Consider the following 22259-nt stretch of genomic DNA (forward strand, 5'->3'; position numbering starts at 1 on the left):
GGCACCGCCACAAGTTCATAGACATGAACAAGGGTCAGTAAACAGAACGATTTTACTGCCCCTTGACCCTCCATTGCATTGTCCCTGCCTTGTGACTCCCCACACGATGAACGGCGTTCACAAGGCGGACCGGACCCCATGGAGGGGACGCAATGAACAGTCTCGACTGGGCCGTGCTCATCGGCTACTTCGGCGTCATGGTCGCGATCGGCGTCTGGTCCCACAAGCGCGTGGACACCGTCTCCGACTTCTTCACCGCCGGCGGCCGGATGCCCTGGTGGCTCTCCGGCATCTCGCACCACATGTCGGGCTACAGCGCCGTGATGTTCACCGGATACGCGGGCATCGCCTACACCTACGGCGTCACCTCCTACGTCACCTGGTCCTTCCCCATCGCCATCGGCATCGCCATCGGCGCCCACCTCTTCGCACCCCGCCTCAACCGGCTGCGCTCCCGCCTCCGCGTCGCCTCCCCGCTCGAATACCTCAAGGACCGCTACAACCTCCCCACCCAGCAGGCCCTCGCCTGGTCCGGCGTCCTCCTGAAGATCGTCGACGTCGGCGCCAAGTGGGCCGCCATCGCGACCCTGCTCTCCGTCTTCACCGGCATCTCCCTCAATCAGGGCATCCTCATCACCGGCGTCGTCACCGGGATCTACTGCACCGTCGGCGGACTCTGGGCCGACGCCCTCACCGAACTCGGCCAGTTCGTCATCCAGCTCCTCGCCGGCATCGCGATGCTCGTCGCCGTGCTCGGCAAGCTGGGCGGGTTCGAGGCCCTGTGGACCGTGTGGGACCGCCCCGAGCTCCAGGGGCACACCGCGCCCACGGCAGGCCCGTACACGCTGACCTTCCTCCTCGCCTACCTCTTCATCAAGACCTTCGAGTACAGCGGCGGCATGTGGAACCAGGCCCAGCGCTACATGGCCACCCCGTCCGCCCGCGAGGCCACCCGCTCCGGACGGCTCTCCGCCGTGCTCTGGTTCGTCTGGCCGCTCGTCCTCTTCTTCCCCATGTGGTGCGCGCCGCTGCTCGTCCACCCGAAGAAGCCCGACGGCTCCGACGCGTACGCCCTCATGACCGAACAGCTGCTGCCGCACGGCCTCCTCGGGCTCGTCGTCGTCGGCTTCTTCTCGCACACCATGGCCATGTGCTCCTCCGACGCCAACGCCATCGCGGCCGTCTTCACCCGGGACATCGCGCCCGTCCTCAGCAAGGCCGCGCGAAGCTGGACCCAGCGGGCCGGGCTGGTCGCCGCGCGCTGGTCGACGATCGCCTTCCTCGGCCTGTCGATGGCCGTCGCCACCCAGGTCAACTCCCCCACCTTCAAGGACATCATCACCGTCGTCATCAAATGGGTCGCCGGGCTCATGGGGCCGATCGCGATCCCCTTCATGCTCGGCCTGCTCCGCACCTTCCGGAAGTCGGGTCCCACGGCGGCGCTCGTCTCCTGGGCGGCCGGGCTCTTCGTCTTCTGGCTCACCAACTACGGCCTCGACGGCATCGAGCTCCAGATCCAGATCGTCTCGCCGCTCGCGACCTCGCTCGTCCTGTACGTGCTCATCGGCTTCGTCCGGCCCGAGGACACCCCGGAGCGGGACGCCCTCCTGGACCGGATCGGCTCGGACGGCGGCGGGAGCGCGGTCCCCGCGCAGGCGGGGGCGCGGACGGATCAGCCCCTGGGATAACGGGCCAGGGCCAGCGGACGGATCAGCCCCTCGGGTAGCGGGCCAGCCAGCCCGGGGAGGACTCCGCGGCGCCGTGCAGGGCGGCGCCCTGGGTCATCTCCATCGAGAAGTCGTCCGCGAGCTCCAGGACCGTCGCACGGCCCTCCAGTTCGGCCAGCCAGGCCGGCGGGAGGGCCGTCTCGCCGTGCAGCGCACCGAGCAGGGACCCCGTGAGCGCGCCGGTGACCGCCGAGGGCCCGTCATGGTTCACCGCGAGCCGCAGCCCGTGCCGTACGTCCTCGCCGACCAGGGCGCAGTAGACGGCCGCCGCCAGCTGCCCCTCGGCCCGGTCCTCGCCGGCCCCGAGAGCCGCCACCCGGTCCGCGTCCGGCGCCCCTTCCCGTACGGCGGTCAGCGCGGCCTCCAGCGCCCCGGCGACCGGCTCGTGGCCCGGGCGCACCGCCAGCTGCTCCAGGGCCCCGGCCACCGCCGCCTCGACGGAACCGCCGCGCGCGAGGCCGTGGACGGTGACGGCGAAGGCGCCCGCCGCGAGGCCGGCGGCCGGGGCGCCGTGCGTCTGGGCGGCGCACTCCACGGCCAGCTGGCAGACGAGCTGGGGCTCCCAGCCGACGAGCAGCCCGAAGGGGGCCGAGCGGACGAGGGCGCCGGAGTCGGCGGCGTCCGGGTTCTTGGGCTTGTCCAGGGTGCCGAGGAGCTCGTCGCCGAGACCGGTGAGGCAGGCGCGGGACGGATTGCGGCGGGCGTAGAGCCACTCCTCGTGGGCGAGCCAGCCGTTGTCCTTGCGCCGCTCGTCGGGACCCCAGTCGCGCTGGGTGGCCGCCCAGCGCAGATGGGCCCGGTGGACGTCGGTGGGCGGATGCCAGGCGCCGATGTCACGGCGGACCTGGGCGCGGATGAGGCCGTCGACGGTGAAGAGGGTCATCTGGGTCGCGGCGGTGACGGCGCCCCGGCGGCCGAACGCGGGCACGGGGTCGGCGAGTCCGTCAGGTCCGTGGGCCTCGCGGAGCTCGGCGAGGGTCCGTCCCCCGGCCCCCGCGCCGAGCGCGTCACCGAGGGCACCGCCCAGCAGACAGCCCCGCACCCGGGCCCGGAAGTCCTGCTGCTCGGCGCGGCCCCACACGGCTGCGGCTGTCGTGACCACGACGTGCCCTCCCCCCGTAGACCGGTCTGCGCAGCACTGTAATCGACCGGGTACGCCCACTCGGGGCCCAGAACGTTATGTGATCGGACGCCCTTCGGGCCGCTTTTGACCGCGTTCCACCGTTGCCCACAGGCCGCGCGCTCCGGCCGGTTTCCTCCGCCGCGCGGCGGAGGTGGACCGTCCCCGGGGCTGACGTCCGGTCGGCATGGAGTCGGTGAGGCTCGTGGAGTCCGTCCCACTCCGTGATCGGAGCCTCACCGTGCTGAAGAACTCCCTGCGGGCCGTCGCCGTCCTCGCGCTGATCGCCGCCGTCGCCGCGCCCGCGGCCGTGGCGGCGCCCGAGCCCGTGCCCGTACCCACCGAGGCCGCCGCGGCCGTCTCGCTCTCCCGGTCCTCCCTCAAGGGCGAGGGGCGGCTGGCGTACCCCATGGCCGACGAGGAGGTCCGGTTCAGCGTCGACGCCCACTCCACCTTCGGCCCGGGCTTCCTCCCCACCCGCTCGTGGGGCACCTTCCGCCTTTCCCACACCTACCCGGCCCAGGACGGAAAGCCGGCGCAGACCTACTGGGGGGAGTTCAAGGTCGACTGTCTGACCACCGGCGGCCCCACGGCGACCGTGACCGGCACCCTCGTCCGCACCAGCCCCGGACACCCCTGGCTGGACGTCCTCGACCCGCACTTCCGCATGGGCGCGAGCTTCCTCGTTCCCCCGAGGGGGGCGGGGCCGAGCCGCATCGGCCTCTCCGGGGGAACCCTGAAGGGAGAGCCGCTGCTCACCCGGTGCATGGCCCCGGCTGCCAACAGCCAGATCGTCGAGGGCGGCTTCGACCTCCGGGACCGCCGGTCCTAGAGGCCGCCCGCCGGTCAGGCCCTAGTCCCCCAGGACCGGGAGGAGCTCCGGGAGGTGGCCGTCCGAGGACCTGGCCGTGCGCTGCCGTTCCTCCGGGACCTCGTCGTACAGGGTCGTGCGGAGGCGGGACGGGCGCCCCGCCGCCTCCGCGATCGCCTCCAGGTCGCGGATCGAGCGGTACGAGCCGTAACTCGAACCGGCCATCCGGGAGATGGTCTCCTCCATCAGCGTGCCGCCCAGGTCGTTGGCGCCCGAGCGGAGCATCTCCGCCGCTCCCTCCGTGCCCAGCTTCACCCAGCTCGTCTGGATGTTGGGGATGTGCGGGTGGAGGAGGAGCCGGGCCATCGCGATGACCGCGCGGTTGTCGCGGGCCGTCGGGCCGGGGCGGGCGATGCCCGCGAGGTAGACGGGCGCGTTGGTGTGGATGAAGGGGAGGGTCACGAACTCGGTGAAGCCGCCCGTCTCCTGCTGGATGCGGGAGAGGGTGCGGAAGTGGCCGAGCCAGTGCCGGGGCTGGTCCACGTGCCCGTACATCATCGTGGAGGAGGAGCGGATGCCGAGCTCGTGGGCGGTCTTGATGACCTCGATCCACGTCGCCGTGGGCAGCTTGCCCTTCGTCAGCACCCAGCGGACCTCGTCGTCGAGGATCTCCGCCGCGGTGCCGGGGATGGAGTCGAGGCCCGCCTCCTTCGCCGCCGTCAGCCACTCCCGGATCGAGAGGCCCGTGCGGGTGGCACCGTTGACGACCTCCATCGGCGAGAAGGCGTGGACGTGCATGCCCGGGACCCGCTTCTTCACCGCGCGCGCGATGTCGAAGTAGGCGGTGCCGGGCAGGTCGGGGTGGATGCCGCCCTGCATGCAGACCTCGACGGCGCCGACCTCCCAGGCCTGCTGGGCGCGGTCCGCGACCTGGTCGAGGGAGAGCGTGTACGCGTCGGCGTCGGTGCGCCGCTGGGCGAAGGCGCAGAAGCGGCAGCCGGTGTAGCAGACGTTGGTGAAGTTGATGTTCCGCGTGACGATGTACGTGACGTCGTCGCCGACCACGGACTTGCGGACGTCGTCCGCGATCCGTGTGAGGGCGTCGAGTGCGGAGCCGTCCGCGTGCAGCAGGGCGAGCGCCTGGGCGTCGGTGAGCTTCGTCGGGTCGTCGGCGGCGACGGAGAGCGCCTCGCGGACGTCGGCGTCGACCCGCTCGGGCACCATGCCGGGGGCGGCGGCCTCGCGGAGCGCCTCCCAGTCCCCGTACACCTCGTCGAAGTCCTCGCGCCGGTCGTGGGTGCGGCCGGTGGTGTCGATGGTGGCGTGCAGGTCGGTGCGGCCGGCGGCGGTGAAGGCCTCGTCGGGCTCCTGCCAGGGCAGGCCGCGCACGGGCGCGTCGGGGTTGGCGAGTCCGGTCTCGGGGTCGGCGAGGGCGCGGACGTGCGGGAGGAGCCGGGGGTCGAGCCAGGGTTCGCCCCGGGTGACGAACTCGGGGTAGACGCAGAGCCGTTCGCGGAGTTCGAAGCCGACGGCGGCGGAGCGGGCGGCGAGCTCATCGATCTGCGGCCAGGGCCGCTCGGGGTTGACGTGGTCGATGGTGAGCGGGGAGACGCCGCCCCAGTCGTCGATGCCGGCGGCGATCAGGCGCTCGTACTCGGAGTCGACGAGGTTCGGCGGGGCCTGGAGGCAGGCGCTCGGGCCCATGATGAGCCGGGCGACGGCGACGGTGGCGACGAGGTCGTCGAGCTCGGCGTCCGGCATTCCGCGCATCGCCGTGTCCGGCTTGGCGCGGAAGTTCTGGATGATGAGTTCCTGGATGGAGTGGTAGGCCCGGGCGATCCGGCGCAGCGCGAAGAGGGACTCGGCGCGCTCCTCCAGGGTCTCCCCGATGCCGAGCAGCAGCCCTGAGGTGAAGGGCACGGAGGAGCGGCCGGCGTCCTCCAACACCCGGAGCCGTACGGCCGGTTCCTTGTCGGGGGACCCGTAGTGGGGGCCGCCGGGCTCGGACCAGAGCCGGGTGGCGGTCGTCTCCAGCATCATGCCCATGGAGGGCGCGACGGGCTTGAGGCGCTGGAAGTCGGTCCAGGACAGCACGCCGGGGTTGAGGTGCGACAGGAGGCCGGTCTCCTCCAGGATGCGGATCGCCATGGCCCGTACGTACGCGATGGTGTCGTCGTACCCGTGGGCGTCGAGCCACTCGCGGGCCTCGGGCCAGCGGTCCTCCGGCTTGTCGCCGAGCGTGATCAGCGCTTCCTTGCAGCCCATCTCGGCGCCGCGCCGGGCGATGTCGAGGACCTCGTCGGGCGACATGAACATCCCGTGCCCGTCGCGGCGGAGCTTGCCGGGGACGGTGACGAAGGTGCAGTAGTGGCACTTGTCCCGGCAGAGCCGGGTGAGCGGTATGAACACGCTCTTCGAGTACGTGACGACCCCGGGCCGCCCGGCCGCTTCGAGCCCGGCGTCCCGCACGCGCCCCGCGGACGCCACCAGGTCCGCCAGGTCCTCCCCCCGCGCCCGCAGCAGCACGGCGGCCTCGGCGACATCGAGCGCGACCCCGTCCCTGGCCCGCTTGAGGGCACGGCGCATGGCGTTCTCGGTGGGTCGTCCTGCCTGGTGATCCGTCATGAACCGAGCATACGAGCGCCCCGCCGAACGAGGGCCCGGGTCCGCGCAGGAACCCGGAGGACCGGCTGACCAGGTCCCCGCGGGAACCGGACGACCTGGCCCGGGTCCCCCGCGGGAGCCTGGGCCCGGCCGCTTCTCAGAGGTACCGCGCGTACCCGTCCAGGACCTCCAGCACCTCCTTCTCGTCGCCCGGCGGTAGCTGGAGGACGACCTCGTCGCAGCCCAGTTCCGCGTAGTGGGCGAGCTTGCCCGGGGTCGGGAGGACGGCGTACGGGACGAGCTGGAGGGTCTCCGGGGTGCGGCCGGCCCTCTCCCAGGCCTCGCGGAGGACGGGGAGGGACTCCGTCAGACCCCGGCCTCCGATCGGCATCCAGCCGTCGGTCTGCTCGGCGATCCGCGCGAAGAGCTTCGGGCCCGCCGCTCCGCCGAGGAGGACGCGCGGGGCGCCGCCGGCCGGCTTGGGCCAGACCTCCGAGGCCCGGACGGAGCCGAACTCGCCCTCGTATGCCGTGGGTTCCGGCGCCCACAGGGCCTTCATCAGGTCCAGCCGGTCGCGGCCGAGCTCCCGGCGGGTGGACCAGTCGACGCCGTGGTCGGCGGCCTCCTCCCGGTTCCAGCCGAAGCCGAGGCCCAGGGTGAAGCGGCCCCCGGAGAGGTGGTCGAGGGTGGCGATCTGTTTGGCGAGCACGATCGGGTCGTGCTGGGTGATCAGGGTGATGCCGGTGCCGAGCCCGAGGCGTTCGGTGACGGCCGCAGCCTGCCCGAGGGCCACGAGCGGGTCGAGCGTCCGGCTGTACTCCCGGGGCAGTTCCCCACCCGCCGGGTAGGGCGTCTCGCGGGAGACGGGCGTGTGGGTGTGCTCGGGGAGATAGAGCCCGGCGAAGCCGCGCTGCTCCAGCTCGCGCGCGAGCCGTACCGGGCTGATGGTCTCGTCGGTCAGGAAGATCGTGGTCGAGATCCGCATAGCGGCACGGTAGGGGGTGCGGTGCGGAATTCCGAGGGACGCGGCAGACCGGAAATCCGGCTGCGCCGCCCCGGACCCGCTGCTTGGATGTGCCGGTGCTGAAGCGAATCGAGACGTACTACGACTCCGTCCCCCGTTCCTCCGCCCGCGCCGAGGCGTTCGGGCCGCTGACCCTGTTCGTGCAGGAGGGGCAGGGCTGGCCCTACTACGCCCGCCCCGCGCTCGGGTACGAAGGCGGCGCGGTCGCGGTCGAGGACGTGGAGAAGGTACGGGCCCGGCAGCGGGAGCTGGGCGTGCCCGAGGCCTTCGAGTGGGTCGCGGAGACGACACCCGGGCTGCGGGCCGCCGTGGCGGCGACAGGGCTCACCGTGCACGAGCACCCGCTGATGGTCCTGGAGGGCGAGCCGCTCGCCGTACCGGCGCCCGAGGGCGTCACCGTACGGATGGTCGGCGCGGACGACACCGCCCTGGAGACCGCCGTCGCCGCCCCGCACGCCGCCTTCGGCTTCCCCGCCCCGCCCGGCGCCGCCGCCCGTGTCGCCGACCGGATCACGGCCGGCTGGACCCAGCTCGCGGCGGCGCTCGACGGCTCGGGGGACGCGCTCGCGGCCGGCCAGCACCAGCCCGTCGGCGCGGTCTCCGAGGTCGTCGGCGTCGGTACGGTCCCGGCGGCGCGGCGCCGGGGTCTCGGGCTCGCGGTCACGGCCGCCCTGGTCGCGGACGCCCGCGCCCACGGGACGGAGCTCGTGTTCCTGACGGCCTCGGACGCGGACGTGGCCCGGCTCTACGGCCGGCTCGGCTTCCGCACGGTCGCGACCGCCCTCATCGCGGAAGCCTGATCGCGGAAGCCTCGCCGCGGAGGCCTCGCCGCGGAGGCCTGACCGCCGAGGCCTGACCGCCGAGGCCTGGCTGCCGAGGCCTGAAAGAAAATCTCGGAAAACTTCTCCGGTCGTGTCACATCCTCGGCGCCGGGTCCGTCAGTTGAGTGAAGCGACGCACGAGCGACACCGACCGACACCGAGGAGTCACCACCATGGCGCACCAGCCCCAGGCCCGTATGACCAACCCCGCCTACGTCCTGGCCGACGCCGGTCCGGCGATCCAGAACCTGGTCAAGGCCACCCGTCAGGGCGGGGTCGACGAGTCGATCCTCGAGCTGGTGCACCTGCGCGCCAGCCAGATCAACAACTGCGGCTTCTGCGTCGACTACGGCGCCAAGAGCGCCAGGAAGAACGGCGTCAGCGACGAGAAGCTGTTCGCCGTCGCCGCCTGGCGCGAGGCCCCGTACTTCTCCGAGGAGGAGCGCGCGGCCCTCTCCCTCGCCGAGGCGGCGACCCGGCTCGCCGACGTCTCGGACGCGGTGCCGGACGAGGTGTGGGACGCCGCCGCCGACCACTTCGACGAGAAGCAGCTCGCCGCGATCGTGCTGATGGTCGCCGTCACCAACCTGTTCAACCGCCTCAACGTCACCGTCCGGCAGCCGGCCGGCGTGGGCCTGTGACCGGACGCGCCTCCCGCACCATCAGGACGTCCACCGGGTCCTCGGACTCGAACCTGAACCCCTCCCGCTCGTAGAGGCGGCGGGCCGCGCTGCCCTGGAGCACGACCAGGCGGACCTGGAGCGACGCCTCGTCCGCCCGGGCGAGCAGCTCGCGCAGGACCGCCGTCCCGAGGCCCCGGCCCTGGGTCTCGGGGGCCAGGTAGAAGTGCTCCAGGTAGAGCCCCTCGCCGTTCTCGTACGGACGCACCGTGACGCACCCGGCGAGAGCGCCGTCCAGCTCGATCACCGAGGTGTGCGCCGGCGAGAAGCCGTCCCGGAGCCGCTGGCGCACCCGGTGCTCGTCGTAGCGCCCGAGGCGCACCAGGTCCTCGCGCATGACCTCGGCCCGCAGCTCGACCATGGCTTCGAGGTCCTCCGCGCGGCCCGGGCGCAGCGCCCAGTTCGTTTCCGCATACATGTACGCATCCTAAGGAGCCCTCCGTGTCCGCACGCATGCCGAACCCCGCCGCCGTCCTGCCCGAGGCCATGCCGGCGATCTTCCAGCTCATCAAGGCGGTCCAGTCGGGCGGTGAGGTGCCCGGCACCACCCTGGACCTGGTCCATCTCCGGGCGAGCCAGATCAACGGCTGCGGCTACTGCGTGGTCGGCGGGGCCCTGAAGTCGCAGAAGGAGGGCGAGACGGACGAGCGGCTGCACTCCGTCGCGGCCTGGCGGGAGACCCCGTACTTCACGGAGGAGGAGCGTGCGGCGCTCGCCCTCGCCGAGTACGCGACCCGGCTCGCGGACCGCCCGGACGCCGTGCCGGACGCGGTGTGGGACGAGGCGGCCCGGCACTACGACGAGAAGCAGCTGGCGCAGATCGTGCTGTGGATCGGGGTCAGCAACCTCTTCAACCGGCTCAACGCGACCACCCGGCAGCCGGCCGGCGGGACCTGGTAGACGACGGGCGATCCCTCGTAACCGGATCCACTCCGTCCGCGTTGGAGCGGGCATGAAGAGGATCCTCACCGCAGCCGCCCTGACCGTCTTCGCCGCCGCGGGTGCCGCCGGCGCCGCCGCCGGGACCGCCGCCGCCGACACCGGCGGCATGAACCTTCCCTCGGTCGTCCCGCTCAGCGGCGTCCTGACCCCCAAGGCCAAGCCGGCCGGCACGCCCGACCTGCCGCCCGCCAACGCGGCGGTGGAGCGCCTGCTGCCCGGGCACCACTGACCGGTACGGACATGACGAAGGTGGCGGGACCCCCCACGGGCCCGCCACCTTCGCGTTTCCTGGACGCCCCGGAGAGCGTCAGTCCGCGATCACCATCGACGGGGTCTCCTTCGTCAGGACCTCGCCCCGGAAGAACGCCGGGCTCTTCCGCTGCATGACCAGCATGATCACCACACCGAGCAGCAGCAGCCCCACGCCGATCACGAAGACCGAGCCGACGCCGAGGACCGCGGAGCCGGAGCCGTAGGCCGGGTCCCACATGTCGTAGAGCGTCTTGCCGAAGACGGCGGTCAGCATCAGGCCGCCGAGGGCCGGCAGGAGGCCCTTGAAGGCGAAGCCGCGGACCGAGCGGAAGAGCTCGCCGCGGAAGTACCAGACGCAGGCGAAGGCCGTCAGGGCGTAGTAGAAGCAGATCATCAGGCCGAGGGCGTAGATGGTGTCGACCAGGACGTGCTCGCTGACCAGGGTCATCACGGTGTAGAAGACGCCGGTGGCGACGCCGGCCACGACGGTGGCCTTGCCGGGGGTCTTGAAGACCGGGTGGACCTTGGTGAAGGACTTCGGGAGCGCCTCGTACGTGGACATCGCGAGCACCGTGCGGGCGACCGGGATGAACGTCGTCTGGAGGCTCGCGGCCGCCGAGGCGAGGACCGCGACGAAGAGCAGGATGCCGAGCGTGGGGCCCATGACGGGGCCCGCGAGGGCGGCGAAGACGTTGTCGGAGGTCTCCGGGTTGGCGAGACCGAGGCCCTTCTCGCCGGAGCCGACGACCATCTGGGCGGCGACGCCGGTGGCCAGGTACGAGCCGACGAGGACGACCATCGCGATGAGGGCGGCGCGGCCCGGCGTCTTGGCGCTGCCGGTGGTCTCCTCGTTGGTCGCCATGCAGGCGTCCCAGCCCCAGTACATGAAGATCGAGAGCGAGAGTCCGGCCGTGAAGGCGGCGAAGTACTGCACCGCGAAGGGGTTCATCCAGGACCAGGAGAAGTCGACCGAGGTCTCGAAGGAGCCGGCCTTCGACAGCGCCATCGCCACGAAGACGCCGAGGACGACGAGCTGGAGGCCGACGAGGGTGTACTGGAGGCCCTTGGTGGCGGTCATGCCGCGGTAGCTGATCGCGGTGGCGGTGGCGATGAGCGCGAGGCAGGTGACGATGTGGACGGCCTTGTTGTCGTCCAGGGCGGCGATGGACCCGCTGCCGCTGATCTCACCCGCGAGGAGCCAGAAGTAGGAGGTCGCGACGCCCGCCAGGTTGGAGAGCACGATGATCGTCGCGATGACGAGGCCCCAGCCGCACATCCAGCCGATCCTGGGACCGAAGGCCTTCACCGTCCAGGTGAAGGAGGTGCCGCAGTCGGGCATGACCTTGTTGAGCTCCCGGTACGCGAAGGCGACGAGGAGCATCGGGAGGAAGCCCGCGAGGAAGACGGCGGGCATCTGCAGTCCGACCTCGCCGGCGGTGGAGCCGAGCGTCGAGGTCAGGCAGTAGACGGGGGCGACGGTGGAGATGCCGATGACGGCACTGCCGAGGAGGCCCACGGAGTTGCCGCCGAGGCCCTTGGTCCGCACACCGGAGGTGCCGCCCGGGGCATCGACGCCCCTTACCGTGTCTCCGGCCTGGGGCCGTATGTCCACCTGAGTCATGAACTCGACGTTAAATGCTGCGGTTTCCATATCCGGAGGATCGGACTCCGCTCACTTGATCGACCATCGCCTTGCATTGCGGGGGTCGAATCGGACACTCGCCAATGATTGAAAGATCGACCAACCGGACGAGCCGAGCAACCGACAGGTCCGGTGACGAGTGTCCGATATGCGGGAACCGCAGCCATGCCTCAAATGTCCGTTTCAAAAATTTCCCGTGAAACTTTCGAGACGGTTCTCACCCCGGCCGTCCAGCGGTCTCACCCCGGCCAGACGACCGCCTGCAGCTCGCTGTAGGCGTGCAGCGCGTACGAGCCCACGTCCCGTCCCACGCCGCTCTTCTTGAAGCCGCCGAACGGCGCCTCCATGTTCCGGCCGATCGTGTTCACGCCCACCCCGCCGGCCCGCAGCCGCGCCGCGACACGGAACGCGCGGGCCACGTCACCCGACCACACGTAGTCGATCAGGCCGTAGTCGCTGTCGTTGGCGAGCGCGATCCCCTCCTCCTCGTCGTCGAAGGGGACGACCACGACGACCGGGCCGAAGATCTCCTCCCGCACCACCCGCATCTCGTTGGTGCAGTCGGCGAGCAGCGTCGGGGCCACGTAGAAGCCCTTCGCGAAGTCCGGGCGCTCGCCGCCCACGACGACCCGGGCCCCTTCCTTCCGGCCGAGCTCGACGTACGACTCCACCCGGTCGCGGTGGGCCGCCGAGATCACCGGGCCGACCACCGTGCCCTTCTCCGCCGGATCCCCCACCTTCATGAAGGCCAGATAGCCGGTCAGCTTCTCGATCAGCCGCTCGTAGATCCCGCGCTGGGCGAGCACCCGGGTCGGGGCCGTGCAGATCTGCCCGCTGTAGAAGGCGAAGGTCGTCCCGATCCCCATCACCGCCGAGTCCAGGTCGGCGTCGTCGAAGACGAGCGCGGCCCCCTTCCCGCCCAGCTCCATCAGCTGCCGCTTGAGCGAGCGGCCGCATACCTCGCCGATCGCCTGCCCCACCGCCGTGGAGCCGGTGAAGGAGACCATGTCGACGTCCGGGGAGTCGACGGCCGCCTCGCCGACCGCCTGCGCGGAGCCGGTGACGACGTTCACGACGCCCGCCGGGACCCCGGCCTCCGCCAGGGCCCGGGTCATCGCGTACACGGACAGCGGGTCCTGCGGGGCCGGCTTCACCACCACCGTGTTGCCCATGGCGAGCGCCGGGGCGATCTTGCCGGCCGGGTTGGCCCAGGGGTTGTTGTACGAGGTGATGCAGGTGACGACACCGACCGGGCGCCGCACCGCCACCGCGCCGAACACCCCGGCCTTCCCCATCGGCCCGGCCTCGTTGATCTGCGGGGGCAGCGCCTGCTCGACCGGCTCCATGGCCCCGCGCGCGTACCGGCGGAAGCGGGAGGCGCCGACCGCGACCTGCATCCCGCGCGCGGTGCCGGTCGTGGCGCCGGTCTCGGCCCGGGCGAGGAGCGTGTTCGCGTCGGCGTCCCGGGCCATGAGGTCCGCGGCCCGGTCGAGGATCGCCGCCCGCTCCTCCGGCTTCGTACGGGACCAGGTCGCGAAGGCCTCGCGGGCGGCGGCGGCCGCCTCATACACCTGGGCCCGGGAGGCCTCGGGGGCGAGCCCGACGACCTCCTCGGAGGCCGGGTCGATCACCTCGTAATGCCCGCCGTCGGGCTCGACCCACTGCCCGCCGATGAAGAGCTTCTCGGTCCTCATGCTTTGAGTCGTCACCGCGTGCTCACCGTCCTCGTGTCGCGGCCCGAGCGCAGCACCTTCCCGGGGATCGCTCCGGTCACCTGGTCGTCCCGTACCGTCTCCACGCCGTTGACCCGCACCGACACGATCCCCACCGCGCGCGAGTCGAGGCGCGGGCTGTCCCCCGGCAGGTCGTGCACGAGGGTCGCCGGGCCCGCGTCGATCCGCTCCGGGTCGAAGAGGACCAGGTCGGCGTGGAAGCCCTCCGCGATCCGGCCGCGCTCCCGCAGCCCGAAGAGGCGGGCCGGGTCGTCGCTCAGCATCCTCACCGCCCGCTCCAGCGGGACCAGCTTCCGGCCGCGCAGGCAGTCGCCGAGGAAACGGGTCGTGTACGGGGCTCCGCACATCCGGTCCAGATGGGCGCCCGCGTCCGAGCCGCCGAGCATCACGTCCTCGTGGTCCCAGGTCTCCCGGCGCAGCGCCCAGGAGGCCGGGTCGTTGTCGCTGGGCATCGGCCACAGGACGGTCCTCAGGTCGTCGTTGGCGCAGATCTCGACGAGGCACTGGAAGGGGTCCTGCCCGCGCTCGGCCGCGATGTCGTTCACGACCCGGCCGGTGAGGCCCTCGTTCTCCCTGCTGTACGTGTCCCCTATGACGTACCGCCCGAAGTGCGCGAGCCGCCGGAAGACCCCCGCCTCCTTGGAGTCGGCGCGCCGCAGCATCTCGGCGCGTACGTCCGGGTCGCGGAGCTTCGCGATCCGCTCGGGGAGGGGCAGTCCGAGGATCTCGCCCCACCCCGGGATGAGGTTGAGGGCGCAGAAGGTCCCGAGCGACATGTTCATGGGGGTCAGGATCGGCATCGTGAGCGCGACGATCCGGCCGCCGGACTTGCGGGCCCGCTCGGAGGCCGTCAGCTGGCGCGGGACGCGCTCGGGGACGGCCGCGTCGATGGTGAGGACGTTCCAGTTGAGGGGCCGCCCGGCGGCGGCGGTCATCTCGACGAACAGCTCGATCTCGTCGTCGGAGAACTGGTCGAGACACCCGGCGAGGATCGCCTCCAGCTGGGTCCCCTCGTGCTCGCCGACGGCGCGGGACAGGGCGATCAGCTCGGCGGGCGTGGCGTGCCGGGAGGCGACGGGGGCGCCGTCGCCGTCGGAGTGGGTGGAGGACTGGGTGGTGGAGAGCCCCCAGGCGCCGGCGCGCATCGCCTCGCGCAGGAGCTCCACCATCTGGTCCAGCTGCTCGGGCGTCGGCTGCCCGCCGACCGCGTCCGGGCCCATCACGTACCGGCGCAGTGCGCAGTGGCCGACCATGAAGCCGGCGTTGACGGCGATCCGGCCGTCGAGGGCGTCCAGGTACTCGGCGAAGGAGGACCAGCCCCAGTCGACGCCCTCCTCCAGGGCCTTGAGCGCCATCCCCTCGACCTTGGACATCATGCGGCGCGTGTAGTCGGCGTCCTCGGGCCGCTCCGGGTGGAGGGGCGCGAGGGTGAAGCCGCAGTTGCCGCCGGCGACGGTGGTGACGCCGTGGTTCATGGACGGGGTGGCGTACGGGTCCCAGAAGAGCTGGGCGTCGTAGTGGGTGTGCGGGTCGACGAAACCGGGCGCGAGGACGAGGCCCGTGGCGTCCTCGGTGGTACGGGCGGTGGCCCCCCGCTCCGGGAAGACGATCCGCCCGTCGCGTATGCCGACGTCGGCGACGCGGGCGGGGGCGCCGGTGCCGTCCACGACGGTGGCGCCCGTGATCAGGTGGTCGAGCATGACGGTCCCTCTCTGCGCGGTCTGCTTGCGGACGCGGGGCGCCCTCTGCGGTCTGCTTGCGGACGTGGGGGCGCCCCGGACCGGGGCCGCCGCGGAACGGCCTCCGGCCGGGGCCGGTACGGGGCGGCGATCCGGGAAGACACCACCCCGCGCTCTCGTAACGGGCCCGCCCCCCGTTGTGGGCATACGTTCCGCAAGGGCGATGGGGGTCCCCCCGGACGAAGTCCGGGGGGAGGGACGACTGCCCACACGGCGGGTGGCGCCGGCCTGACGGGCGCGGCCCATACGGGCGGTGGGCGCGGGCCCGGAGCGGGCGCGGCCCGCGGGCCGTGGCGACCGGCCCGCCGGGCGCGCCCCGCACGGCGGGCCCGGCGGGACCCGGGCGCCGGCCCGGGTGGTCCACCGTGAGGCACGCCCGGGCCCGCGAGGCGCCTGGGCCTCAGGAGCCCGACGACTGGCGCATGCGGGTCGTGCGGTGGATCGGGTCCGTGTCGATCTTCGGGATCACGTGCTCCCCGATCAGCTTGATCGAGTTCATCGTGTCCTCGTACGAGATCCCGATCGGGAGCCCGAAGGAGAGCTGGTCCGCACCCGCCTGCTCCCACCGCTTGCACTGGGCGAGGACCTCCGAAGGATCGCCGCAGATCATCAGTTCCTCCGCGATGAGGAGTTCGATGATCTCCGCCGAGTACTCGGGGAGGAGCTCGGGCCACTCGGGGATGCCCTCGGGCCGCGGGAAGGTGTCGTGGTAGCGGAAGAGGAGGGACTGGAGGTAGTTGAGGCCACCGCCGACGGCGATCTCGACGGCCTTCTCGTGCGTCTCGGCGCAGATCGCGGTCGAGGTGACCATGACGTTGTCGTTGACGAAGTCGCCGACCGCCTTGGCCTCCTTGATCGCGTTCTTGTAGGACTCGACGACCCACTCCATGTCGGAGACCTTCTGGACGCTGAAGCCGAGGACGCCGAGGCCCATCTTCCCGGCCATGGCGTACGAGGAGGGGGAGCCGGCCGCGTACCACATGGCGGGGTGCGACTTCCCGTACGGCTTGGGGAGGATCTTGCGGGGCGGCAGCGACCAGTGCTTGCCCTGGAAGCCGACGTACTCGTCCTGGAGCCACATCTTGGGGAACTCGGCGATGGTCTCCTCCCAGATCTCCTTCGTGTGGTTCATGTCGGTGATGCCCGGCATGAACCCGAGGATCTCGTGGGAGCCCGCCCCGCGCCCGGAGCCGAACTCGAAGCGCCCGCCGGAGAGGTGGTCGAGCATGGCGACCTTCTCGGCGACCTTCACCGGGTGGTTGACGGGGGCGAGGGGGTTGAAGATGCCGGAGCCGAGGTGGATCCGGTCGGTGGCGTGGGCGAGGTAGCCGAGGTAGACGTCGTTGGCGGAGAGGTGCGAGTACTCCTCCAGGAAGTGGTGCTCGGAGGCCCAGGCGTACTTGAAGCCGGACTTGTCCGCCTGGATGACGTACTCGGTCTCCTCCATGAGGGCCTTGTGCTCGGCTTCGGGATCGGTCTCGGCGCGCTTGCCGACGTATCCCTGTACGAAGATCCCGAATTCCAAGGAAGTTCACCGCCCCTTGAGTGCTGCTGCATGTTTCTGACGTACCGTCAGATTCTTTGATGTGCCCCGACTTTCGCACCGCCGGGTGAGCCCGTCAATACCTGACGAGTCGTCAGAACAGGCTGACGCCCGCCAGCCAGCCGCCGTCGATCACGAACGGCTGGCCCGTGATGTACGCCGACTCCTCCCCGGTCAGGAAGAGCGCGAGGGCCGCGACCTCCTCCGGCCGCCCGATCCGCCCGAGCGGCACGAGCTTGCGGTAGAGCTCGCCCGTGGCCGCCGGGTCCACGCCCTCGGGGTTGCTCATCGCGGTGTCGATCGCGCCCGGGCAGACGGCGTTCACCCGGATGCCCTTCGCGGCCAGCTCCAGGGCGGCGACCCGGGTGAGCCCGAGGACGGCGTGCTTGCTCGCCGCGTAGGCGCCGACCCCGGCCATGCCGGTGAGCCCCGTGTACGAGGCGGTGTTGACGATCGTCCCGCCGCCGGCCGCCGCGATCTCGGGCGCGACCGTACGGATGCCCAGGAAGCAGCCGGTCTGGTTCACGGACACGATCGCCTGGAACTCCTCCAGCGGCGTCGAGACCAGCTCGTTGAAGCGGAGGATGCCCGCGTTGTTGACGAGCCCGTCGATCTTCCCGAACCGCTCCTTGGCCGCCGCCACGGCCGCCGTCCAGTCGCCCTCGCTCGTCACGTCCAGGTGCACGTACGCGGCCCGGTCCTCGCCCAGCTCCTTGGCCAGCGCCTCACCGGCGTCGTCCAGGACGTCCCCGAGGACCACCTTCGCCCCCTCGGCGGCGAACAGTCGCGCCTCCTGCTCGCCCTGCCCGCGCGCCGCTCCGGTGACGAGGACGACCCGCCCGTCGAGCTTTCCCATGTCCGTACTCCCTAGAGGTGGGGGGCGACCTCCGTGCCGAAGGCCGCCATCTGGTCGATGAGTTCGGTACGGCTCCGGGACCGGAACCGGACCTGGATCTGGTGCACGCCCATCTCCCCGTACGCGCGCAGGGAGGCGGCGAGCTCCTCCGGCCGGCCGCTCAGGGTGCGGCGCCCGACCTCCCAGCCGGGCGCGCCGACGTACAGGGCCTCGGTGATCGCGCCGACGGTGACCGGCTCGGTGATCCCGGCCTCCGCGCGGAGCCGCAGCAGCTTCCGGATCTGCGCGGCGAGCTTGTCGCGCGGGTCGCCCTGCGGCAGCCAGCCGTCGCCCTTGAGCGCGGCCCGGCGCACGGCGGCGGGCGAGGAGCCGCCCACCCAGAGCGGGACCCGCTCCTGCGCGGGCCGGGGCAGCTGCCCGAGGTCCTTGAAGGCGAACCGCTCCCCCGCGTGCTCCGGGTACTCCTCTGGCCCGAGGGCCGCCCGCAGCGCGTCGACGGTCTCGTCGAGCACGGCGCCCCGGCGCGCGAAGTCCACGCCGAGCGCCTCGAACTCCTCCTGGACGTGCCCGGCGCCGACCCCGAGGACCAGCCGGCCGCCGGAGAGGTGGTCGAGCGTCGCGTACGCCTTGGCCGTGACGAGCGGATGGCGCAGGCCGACGACGGCGACGTGCGAGAGGAGCCGGACCCGCTCGGTGGCGGCGGCGAGGAAGGAGAGCGTGGCGACCGGGTCGTACCAGACGGTGCTCATCGGCCCGGCGAGCCGGCGCGGGATGGCGACGTGGTCGCAGCTCGCGAGGTAGTCGAAGCCGTGGGCCTCGGCGGCCCTGGCCACGGCGAGCAGGTCCGCCGGGCCCGCGGTCGCCTCCCAGGCCTCGGCGTAGAGGGTGCTCTGCGACTGGACGGGCAACTGCATCCCGTAGACCACCATGGGAAACCCCCTCGATCTGACGGACCGTCATATATAAGGCGGGGCCCATGCTCGTACCTGACGGCCCATCAGGCAAGGCTCGCGCGAGACGGATTCAGAAGCGTCCCGGAGATCCCGGGACGGGTCACGGGCATCGCGGGACGGAGGTCCGCCCCTTTTCGGGAAGCGGAGCGGGTCCGGGACCCTACGCTCGGCGCCGGACATCGGGACCGCACCGGTAAGCGGCTCCGATCACGGAGAACACACGGGGGAAGCATGTACGCACCCAAGACGACCACCGCACTGCGCGCGCTCGGGACGGCCGTCGCGGCCCTCGGGCTGCTGGCCGGCGTCCAGGCGCCGTCCGCCGTAGCGGCGGACGGCGGAATCGTCTGGAAGAACGCCCACAGCCAGCGGGTCCTGGAGGTCGGCGGCTGGTCCACCGCCAACGGCGCCCTCGTGAACCAGTGGGACTACCACGGAGGCGCGAACCAGCTCTGGGGTGGGACCGGCCAATGGGTCAACGGCCAGTACTGGGGGACCCTGCAGAACGTCAACAGCGGCAAGTGCCTCGAAGTCGCCGACTGGGGCACGGCGAACGGCGCGACCGTCCGGCAGTGGGAGTGCACCGGGGGCGCCAACCAGCAGTGGAACCAGCACTACTACAACGACGACAACGTCTTCTACCTGATCAACAAGCACAGCGGAAAGTGCCTGGAGATCGCCGGCTGGAGCACGGTCAACGGCGCCCGGGCCCAGCAGTGGGACTGCACCGGAGGCACCAACCAGCTGTGGATCGTGTGATGACGGACCGGGTCGCGTCCGGCGGACCGGCACCTGCACCTGCACCTGCACCTGCACCGGACAGGTCCTGAATCCGCCGGGTTGAACCCGCGTCCACGGGGGCGGATCCGAATCCACCGGGGGTGGACACGTGCGGGCCGGTCGCGGCGGAGAGCCGCGGCCGGCCCGGACGAGGAGGCTCGCTCCCTCGGCGAGGCGCGCCCCGCACACGACCGCTCGGGCAGCGCGGGGCTGCCCGAGCGGGGCGGGAACGGCGTGCGTACGCGGTTCGGGAACGGCGCGCGTACGCCGGTACGTCAGGCGCTGTCCGCCGAGGCCGCCGCCCTGGCATGGCGCACCAGGGCCGAGCCGGCCAGGACGACGATGCCCACGGCCCCCAGCAGCGCCAGGGCCTTCGCCCAGGCGTAGGTGGTGCCGAGACTGCTGCCCAGCAGGTCGCCGCCGCGGGCGCTCGCGACTCCGTGGAGCGCGATGACCACCACGGCGAGACCCGCGGAGGCGGCCCAGACGATCAGGGTGTCCCTGGCCGCGAGCCAGACGGCACACGCCAGACAGAGCACGGTGACGACCACGGACAGCGTCTGCGCGTCGCCACCCGAGCGCAGGCCCGCGAGGTCCGTCGGCATATGGATGAGGCCGCAGACGAACAGCGCGAGCGCCGCGGGCCAGCGCAGCACCGACCCCAGGGCGGGAGAGGCGCTGTGACTGCCGGGGCCCGAGGCCAGTGCGCCGTCCAGGGCCGACCTCTGCCGCGTGGCGGCGCCCCGGGCACGCTTCCGGGTGGTGGCGGCCGGGGCGGCGTCCCCGCTGACCCGCGCGCGGCCCTCCCGGCCGGATCCGGCCTTCCGTGCCTCGCCGCCGCCCGCGGTCGGCCGCCAGTCGCTGCTGTCGGCGCCCAGGATGCCGACGAGCTGGACGACGTCCTCGACGGACCGGCCCACCGCCGCGGCGCGCAGCGTGGTCTCGGCCTGGTGGAGGTCGTAACCCGACGCGTTCAGCAGGGCGAGCAGTTCGCGGACTTCGCCGAGGGGGCGGGTGACGGCGGCCGCGCGGAGTGCGACATCCGCGGGGCTGGAGAGTTCGCCGGTCTCCTGGAGGCGGGCCACCAGGGCGGCGACCTCCTCCACGGGGCGCTCGGTCGCGGCCGTCCGCAGAAGCGTGTGGACCGCCTCGTCACCGGACCCGTCACCGATCTCGTCACCGGACTCGCTACCGGACCCGTTGCCGGACTCGTCAGCGGCCGGGGATTCCGGAGCGGTCCGCGGCTCCGCGTCGGCCGGTACGGCGGGGGACACGGCCGGCCGGCCGGGGACGGGAGGCACGCCGAGCGACGGGGGCGGGGAGGGGAACGAGGGCGCGGAGGGGGAGAGGGATGGGGGCGAGGACGAGGAGAGGGGCGGGGACGGGGGCGGTGAGACAACCGACTGGCGGGACGGACCCGGGGCGGGCTCTGTGGTCGGTTCTATGTCGTCGTCCGCCGGGTGTATGTGCGGGAGGTCGGTGGTCATGTCACAGGCTCCGTTCGTGAACATCCCCCGGGGGGACGTCCACCATGGCTGTCTCGTGATGTGCAAGAAACGCACACTTGACTACCATTTGCGCGCACTCCCTCACCCTCCGCCATCAGGGGGTGCCCGTATTCCGCCAACAGGGTGACAAGAAGCCTGAGGCCGTACACGGCGAAGGCCGCACGGATACGGCCGGGCCTCCTGGGGGACCCGGCCGCCCGCCCCCGTGAGCGGCACTAGGGCCGCCAGAGACCCTCCGGGGTCAGCCCGAGAAGGTCGATCGCGTTGCCGCGGACGATCCGCTCGACGACGTCGGGGGCCAGGTGGCCCATCTGGGCCTCGCCGACCTCCTTCGACTTGGGCCAGGTGGAGTCCGAGTGCGGGTAGTCGGTCTCGTACAGGACGTTCGCGGCCCCGATCGCGTCGAGGTTGCGAAGGCCGAAGGCGTCGTCGAAGAAGCAGCCGAAGACGTGACCGGCGAACAGCTCGGACGGCGGGCGCAGCACCTTGTCGGCGACACCGCCCCAGCCCCGGTTCTCCTCCCAGACGACGTCCGCGCGCTCCAGGATGTACGGGATCCAGCCGATCTGGCCCTCCGCGTACATGATCCTCAGGTTCGGGAAGCGCTCGAACTTGCCGCTCATCAGCCAGTCGACCATCGAGAAGCAGCAGTTCGCGAAGGTGATGGTGGAGCCGACGGCCGGCGGGGCGTCGGCGGAGGTGGACGGCATTCGGCTGGAGGAGCCGATGTGCATGGCGATGACCGTGCCGGTCTCGTCGCAGGCGCGGAAGAAGGGGTCCCAGTGGTCGGTGTGGACCGAGGGGAGCCCGAGGTGCGGCGGGATCTCGGAGAAGGCGACGGCCCGGACCCCGCGCGCGGCGTTGCGGCGCACCTCGGCGGCGGCGAGCTCGGGGTCCCAGAGCGGGATGAGGGTCAGCGGGATCAGCCTGCCGTGCGCCTCGGGCCCGCACCACTCCTCGACCATCCAGTCGTTGTAGGCGCGGACGCAGAGCAGCCCGAGTTCGCGGTCGCTCGCCTCGGTGAAGGTCTGCCCGCAGAAGCGGGGGAAGGTCGGGAAGCAGAGCGCGGACTGGACGTGGTTGACGTCCATGTCGGCGAGCCGGTCCGGGACGGAGTGGGAGCCGGGCCGCATCTGCTCGTAGGTGATGACTTCGAGGCGTATCTCGTCCCGGTCGTAGCCGACGGCGGTGTCGAGCCGGGTGAGGGGCCGGTGCAGGTCCTCGTACACCCACCAGTCGCCGATCGGCCCGTCGTCCCCCTTGGCGCCCATGACCGGGGCGAACTTGCCGCCGAGGAAGGTCATTTCCTTGAGCGGGGCGCGGACGATCCGGGGTCCGGTGTCGTGGTACCGGGACGGGAGCCGGTCCCGCCAGACGTGCGGGGGCTCCACGGTGTGGTCGTCCACCGAGATGATCTTCGGGAAGGTCTCCATGGCTTTCACGGTAGCGCCGATCTGACGAACCGTCAGCTGTTGGGAGCCGGAACGGCCGCACTACGGCCGCCCCGATGCTGACGGACTCCCT

19 protein-coding genes are annotated in these 22259 nt (G+C 72.0%); 7 read left to right on the forward strand and 12 right to left on the reverse strand.

Annotated features, from left to right (window positions below; translation table 11 throughout):
- The first annotated feature begins 152 nt into the window (after window positions 1-152).
- Complete coding sequence (locus ACN9M0_RS15065) at window positions 153-1688, forward strand: sodium:solute symporter family protein (RefSeq protein WP_366038434.1); 1536 nt, start codon at window positions 153-155, stop codon at window positions 1686-1688.
- Window positions 1689-1710: 22 nt separating this feature from the next.
- Here the strand turns inward: ACN9M0_RS15065 and ACN9M0_RS15070 are convergent, their stop codons facing one another.
- A complete protein-coding gene (locus ACN9M0_RS15070) occupies window positions 1711-2829 on the reverse strand; it encodes an ADP-ribosylglycohydrolase family protein (protein WP_399698552.1) in 1119 nt (372 codons plus the stop codon).
- A gap of 259 nt (window positions 2830-3088) precedes the next feature.
- On the opposite strand from ACN9M0_RS15070, the gene ACN9M0_RS15075 reads away from it, so the two are divergent.
- Window positions 3089-3679 (forward strand): hypothetical protein, encoded by a 591-nt coding sequence (locus tag ACN9M0_RS15075; protein WP_366038432.1) that lies wholly within the window; start codon window positions 3089-3091, stop codon window positions 3677-3679.
- A gap of 21 nt (window positions 3680-3700) precedes the next feature.
- Here ACN9M0_RS15075 and ACN9M0_RS15080 read toward each other — a convergent pair whose 3' ends face one another.
- Together ACN9M0_RS15080 and ACN9M0_RS15085 are read right to left on the reverse strand one after the other, a co-directional pair.
- Complete coding sequence (locus ACN9M0_RS15080) at window positions 3701-6283, reverse strand: bifunctional FO biosynthesis protein CofGH (protein WP_426403755.1); 2583 nt, start codon at window positions 6281-6283, stop codon at window positions 3701-3703.
- A gap of 136 nt (window positions 6284-6419) precedes the next feature.
- On the reverse strand, window positions 6420-7247 hold the full coding sequence (locus ACN9M0_RS15085) for an LLM class F420-dependent oxidoreductase (protein ID WP_366038429.1): 828 nt from the start codon (window positions 7245-7247) through the stop codon (window positions 6420-6422).
- Between the two features lie 95 nt (window positions 7248-7342).
- Here ACN9M0_RS15085 and ACN9M0_RS15090 point away from each other — a divergent pair, with 95 nt between their 5' ends.
- A complete protein-coding gene (locus ACN9M0_RS15090; protein ID WP_426403756.1) occupies window positions 7343-8086 on the forward strand; it encodes a GNAT family N-acetyltransferase in 744 nt (247 codons plus the stop codon).
- Between the two features lie 194 nt (window positions 8087-8280).
- Window positions 8281-8748 (forward strand): carboxymuconolactone decarboxylase family protein, encoded by a 468-nt coding sequence (locus ACN9M0_RS15095; protein WP_366038427.1) that lies wholly within the window; start codon window positions 8281-8283, stop codon window positions 8746-8748.
- On the opposite strand, the gene ACN9M0_RS15100 is transcribed toward ACN9M0_RS15095, so the two are convergent.
- The gene (locus ACN9M0_RS15100; RefSeq protein WP_366038426.1) at window positions 8714-9205 is read right to left on the reverse strand and encodes a GNAT family N-acetyltransferase; all 492 of its coding nucleotides are present in this window, start codon (window positions 9203-9205) and stop codon (window positions 8714-8716) included. The genes ACN9M0_RS15095 and ACN9M0_RS15100 overlap by 35 nt on opposite strands.
- Window positions 9206-9228: 23 nt before the next feature.
- On the opposite strand from ACN9M0_RS15100, the gene ACN9M0_RS15105 reads away from it, so the two are divergent.
- Both ACN9M0_RS15105 and ACN9M0_RS15110 read left to right on the forward strand, forming a co-directional pair.
- Window positions 9229-9687: a carboxymuconolactone decarboxylase family protein gene (locus ACN9M0_RS15105; protein ID WP_366038424.1), complete on the forward strand. Its 459-nt coding sequence runs from the start codon at window positions 9229-9231 to the stop codon at window positions 9685-9687.
- Between the two features lie 52 nt (window positions 9688-9739).
- Entirely contained in the window at window positions 9740-9958 is a 219-nt protein-coding gene (locus tag ACN9M0_RS15110; RefSeq protein ID WP_037676247.1) for a hypothetical protein, read from the forward strand.
- 78 nt (window positions 9959-10036) lie between these two features.
- On the opposite strand, the gene ACN9M0_RS15115 is transcribed toward ACN9M0_RS15110, so the two are convergent.
- From ACN9M0_RS15115 to ACN9M0_RS15140, 6 genes are all read right to left on the reverse strand, one after another.
- On the reverse strand, window positions 10037-11602 hold the full coding sequence (locus tag ACN9M0_RS15115) for an APC family permease (protein WP_426403757.1): 1566 nt from the start codon (window positions 11600-11602) through the stop codon (window positions 10037-10039).
- A 260-nt stretch (window positions 11603-11862) separates the two neighbouring features.
- Complete coding sequence (locus tag ACN9M0_RS15120) at window positions 11863-13317, reverse strand: aldehyde dehydrogenase family protein (protein WP_366038422.1); 1455 nt, start codon at window positions 13315-13317, stop codon at window positions 11863-11865.
- An 11-nt stretch (window positions 13318-13328) separates the two neighbouring features.
- Window positions 13329-15056, reverse strand: a complete 1728-nt coding sequence (locus ACN9M0_RS15125; RefSeq protein WP_399698536.1) for an amidohydrolase family protein — start codon at window positions 15054-15056, stop codon at window positions 13329-13331.
- 439 nt (window positions 15057-15495) lie between these two features.
- Window positions 15496-16620: an LLM class flavin-dependent oxidoreductase gene (locus ACN9M0_RS15130; protein ID WP_366038420.1), complete on the reverse strand. Its 1125-nt coding sequence runs from the start codon at window positions 16618-16620 to the stop codon at window positions 15496-15498.
- A gap of 112 nt (window positions 16621-16732) precedes the next feature.
- Window positions 16733-17494 carry an SDR family NAD(P)-dependent oxidoreductase gene (locus ACN9M0_RS15135; protein ID WP_366038419.1) on the reverse strand — a complete coding sequence of 254 codons (762 nt, stop codon included), beginning with the start codon at window positions 17492-17494 and terminating at the stop codon, window positions 16733-16735.
- An 11-nt stretch (window positions 17495-17505) separates the two neighbouring features.
- Window positions 17506-18423, reverse strand: coding sequence for an LLM class F420-dependent oxidoreductase (locus ACN9M0_RS15140; RefSeq protein ID WP_366038418.1), 918 nt, complete (start codon window positions 18421-18423; stop codon window positions 17506-17508).
- Window positions 18424-18678: 255 nt separating this feature from the next.
- On the opposite strand from ACN9M0_RS15140, the gene ACN9M0_RS15145 reads away from it, so the two are divergent.
- Window positions 18679-19206, forward strand: coding sequence for an RICIN domain-containing protein (locus ACN9M0_RS15145; RefSeq protein ID WP_366038417.1), 528 nt, complete (start codon window positions 18679-18681; stop codon window positions 19204-19206).
- A 296-nt stretch (window positions 19207-19502) separates the two neighbouring features.
- Here ACN9M0_RS15145 and ACN9M0_RS15150 read toward each other — a convergent pair whose 3' ends face one another.
- Window positions 19503-20714 (reverse strand): hypothetical protein, encoded by a 1212-nt coding sequence (locus tag ACN9M0_RS15150; protein ID WP_426403758.1) that lies wholly within the window; start codon window positions 20712-20714, stop codon window positions 19503-19505.
- Window positions 20715-20950: 236 nt separating this feature from the next.
- Window positions 20951-22168, reverse strand: a complete 1218-nt coding sequence (locus tag ACN9M0_RS15155; RefSeq protein ID WP_366038415.1) for an amidohydrolase family protein — start codon at window positions 22166-22168, stop codon at window positions 20951-20953.
- Window positions 22169-22259: the final 91 nt, after the last annotated feature.

This window comes from Streptomyces sp. R-07, from assembly GCF_049913175.1.
Taxonomy (GTDB): domain Bacteria; phylum Actinomycetota; class Actinomycetes; order Streptomycetales; family Streptomycetaceae; genus Streptomyces.